The organism is Sulfitobacter sp. HI0129 (assembly GCF_001635395.1).
Taxonomy (GTDB): domain Bacteria; phylum Pseudomonadota; class Alphaproteobacteria; order Rhodobacterales; family Rhodobacteraceae; genus Sulfitobacter.
In genome coordinates, this window is record NZ_LWGH01000502.1 from 1 (window position 1) to 3,635 (window position 3,635).

Genomic DNA, 3,635 nt, shown 5'->3' on the forward strand with positions numbered 1-3,635 from the left:
TCGGCACCAGCGAGGAAAAGGTCACCCCCATCTCTGCGATCGTCCGCAGGCAAAGCGCCGCGTCGAAGCTGGGGCGGGAGAATATCGTGACGCAGCCCCCGATATAGAGAAAGGCGGTGAAGAAGTTCAGCGAATTGGCATGGCACATGGGCATGACGAGTAGCGCATCGTCCCGCCGTGCGAGGCCAAGTTCGATCTGGGTCATGAGTGCCAGCATCGCCATGCCCCGGTGGCTGCGGATGGCGCCCTTGGGGTTGCCGGTCGTGCCAGAGGTATACATCAGGCACCAGGTATCGTTGGGTGCTACGGCGGCGTCGGGCTCCGCCTCGGGGGCGCTGCCAATGAGATCCTCGTAGCCTTTCCAACCCGCGCGTTCCTGTCCGATCGCGATGAAGCGCGTATCCGGCAGAACCACCGCACCGCGCAGGTGATCCGCCACCTCGGCCAGCGCATCCTCGGCGATGATGGCGGCGACCGAGCAATCCTCGCAGATGAAACGTGCCTCGGGTCCCGTCAGGCGGAAATTCACCGGCACGGCGACCAGCCCCGCCTTGGCGACGGCGGCATAGATCTCCGCCCATTCTACGCGGTTGTAGGCCAACACCGCCACCCGGTCGCCCGGGGCGAGCCCGAGGCCCAGCAATCCGTTCGCGAGCTGGCACGCGCGCCTGTTCCATTCCGCGAAGCTCATCTGGCGTTCAAGATCGCGCGCCCCGATGCGGTCGGGCTGGAGCCGTGCCTGCGCCGTCAGCATCTGGCCGATGGTCAATAGCGCAGTCACGGGAACCTCACGCGGGCAGGGGCGTCCGGCGCCAGCGCGCCGGGCCGGTCTGGTGAACGGAATTGCCCTGCGTATCGACCGCCACGGTCACGGGCATGTCTTCCACCCGCAGGCGGTAGATCGCCTCCATCCCGAGGTCCTTGAACGCGACGGGTTCGGCTTCGCGGATTGCTTTCGACACGAGGTAGGCCGCCCCACCCACCGCGATGAGGTATGCGGCTCCGTGGCGTTTGATCGCCTCGATCGCCGCAGGCCCACGCTCGGCCTTTCCGATCATCAGCTTCAAGCCGGTCTGGCCAAGCACACGGTCGGTGAACTTGTCCATGCGGGTTGCCGTTGTAGGGCCCGCGGGGCCGATCACCTCGTCGCCGACAGCGTCGACCGGCCCCACGTAGTAGATCGCCCGCCCTGCAAGATCGACGGGCAGCGGTTCGGACCTGTCCAGCATCTCGACCATGCGTTTGTGCGCCGCGTCCCGCCCGGTATAGAGCGTTCCGTTCAACAGCAGGGTTTCGCCGGGGGTGAGCGATGCGACCACATCGTCGGTGAGTGTATCGAGGTCGATCCGCCGCGCGCCCGATCCGGCCATGTCCAGCAGAATTTCGGGCCAGAGTGACAGGTCGGGCGGCGTGAGCCGGGCAGGCCCCGAGCCGTCGAGGGTGAATTTCACGTGCCGGGTGGCGGCGCAATTGGGGATCAACCCGACCGGAAGGCTGGCCGCATGGGTCGGGAAACTGCGAACCTTGACGTCCAGTACCGCCGTGATCCCGCCAAGACCCTGCGCCCCGATGCCAAGCGCGTTGATCCGTTCGTAAAGCTCCAGCCGCAATTCCTCCGTCCGGTCGGCGGGGCCACGGCGACGAAGCTCAGCCATATCGATGGGATCGTTCAGCGCCTTCTTGGCCAGCGCCATCGCCTTGTCCGCCGAACCGCCGATCCCAAGGCCGAGGATCCCGGGCGGGCACCAGCCTGCGCCCAGGCCTTCCACCGTTTTAACCACCCAGTCGGCGATCGAATCCGAAGGGTTCAGAACGGCAAAACGGGCCTTGTTCTCGGACCCGCCCCCCTTGGCGGAGACATGAACGGTGACGTCATTGCCCGCGACGATTTCCGTCGACAGCATCGCGGGGGTGTTGTCGCCCGAGTTCTTGCGGCTGCCCAGGGGGTCGACGACCACCGAGGCGCGAAGGGGGTTTTCATCCAGCAGATAGGCGCGGCGGACGCCTTCGTCGATCACCTCCTGCAGGGGCCGCGACAGCTCGAGCCGCGCGTCCTGACCGATGGACAAGAAGACATTGGCGGTCCCGGTGTCCTGACAGATCGGGCGGCGGCCTAGTGCGGCCATGCGCGAGTTGACGAGGATCTGCGCCATGGCGGCCTTGGCGCCCTGGCTTTCCTCACGCTCCCATGCGGCGGCCATGGCGGCGATGAAATCCGGCGGGTGATAGTAGGAGACATATTGCAGCGCGTCTGCAACGCTCTCGATGAGGTCCGCTTCGCGGATCACGGCCATCTGTCTCACTCCTCTATCTGGCGCACTACGTCGGTCACGCTGCCGTCGCGATATTCCGATACGGCGACCACGCGGCCAGCGGCACGCGGCGGTGTGGGCCGCGAGGCGGCAGAGCGGGCCTTTTCGATCAGCGCTTCGATTCCCACCACCGGCAGGCCAGCTTTTTTCAGGCGATCACCAAGGTCGCCCCGCAGCGGGTTCACCGCGATACCGGCATCGGTCACGACAACATCGACCGTGGCACCGGGAGTCGTCAAGGTGCCGACCGTCGGCACGATCTTGGCAAAGCCCGCCGCCGTCAGCCGGGTGGTGACAATCGTGAGCTTTGCGCCCGCGGCAGTATCGGCATGCCCGCCCGATCCGCCGATGATCGCGCCGCCCGCCTTGGTGGTGACGTTGACGTTGAAGTCGCGGTCGATCTCGGTCGCGCCGAGCACTACCGCATCCACCCGGTCGACCACGGCGCCCCCCAGATGCGGGGCTGCATAGGTCGCCGCCGACATTGCCTGATGCCGCAGGTCGTGCTGATAGGACCGAACGGCGGCGAGGTCGAAACACTGCACGTCCATCAGGCTGCGGAAGAGGCCGGCGTTCAACATTTCCACGTGGAACCCGGTGATCCCCCCCGAGCAGAAGGAACCCGTGACGCTCCGATTGGCCATTTCGCGGCCAACGGCGGCGGCAGTGGCCAGCGAAATGCCGCCCGCCCCGGTCTGGAACGAAAAGCCCTCCGCCAGCAGGCCTGAGGCGGAGATGACGGCAGCCGCGTTCCCGGCGATGCCGAGGCTCACCGCGTCCTCCGCTGGGCGGGTCGTGCCCGAGGCGATGCCGCCCGGATCGCCGATGCGCTCGACCGCGACCACGAAATCCACCTTGCCCTGCGGGATGTCCACGGGCAGCGCCGGAAAGGGCAGGAGGCTGTCGGTCACCGCCACCACGCGGCGGGCCACCTCAACGTCGGTCAGCGGATAGCCGAGGGTGCCGCAGGCGGTTTTGCCCGCACGGCCCGAGATATTCCCCAGATCGTCCGCAGCGGGGGCGGCGACAAAAGCGGCGTCTACAACCAGTTCCCCCATGTCCAGCGCCCGTGCCCGCCCCCCGTGGGTACGCAGCACCACCGGTTCGGGCAGGGCGCCCCGGGCCACGGCATCGCCCACGGGGCCGGAAATGAAGTTGGCCGAGATTCTGCTGACGGTGCCGTTGCGAATATGCCCGATCAACGGGGCATGCGCCGGAAAGATCGAGGTCGCCGCCACGTGCAGATCTTTCAGCCCGCGCCGGGCCAATGCCTCCAACACGAGGTTCAGCACGCCGTCGCCATTGCGCAGATGGTGGTGGAAC

3 protein-coding genes are annotated in these 3,635 nt (G+C 67.0%); all 3 read right to left on the reverse strand.

Features of this window, described 5'->3' with window-relative positions; all coding sequences use genetic code 11:
- On the reverse strand, positions 1–781 hold a 781-nt coding region (locus A3764_RS13750; RefSeq protein ID WP_150121537.1), incomplete at its 3' end, for an AMP-binding protein.
- 7 nt (positions 782–788) lie between these two features.
- Positions 789–2,294: a fumarate hydratase gene (locus A3764_RS13755; RefSeq protein WP_067923136.1), complete on the reverse strand. Its 1,506-nt coding sequence runs from the start codon at positions 2,292–2,294 to the stop codon at positions 789–791.
- 5 nt (positions 2,295–2,299) lie between these two features.
- Positions 2,300–3,635: citrate lyase subunit alpha (locus A3764_RS13760; protein ID WP_067951677.1), on the reverse strand; the 1,336-nt coding region annotated here is incomplete at its 5' end.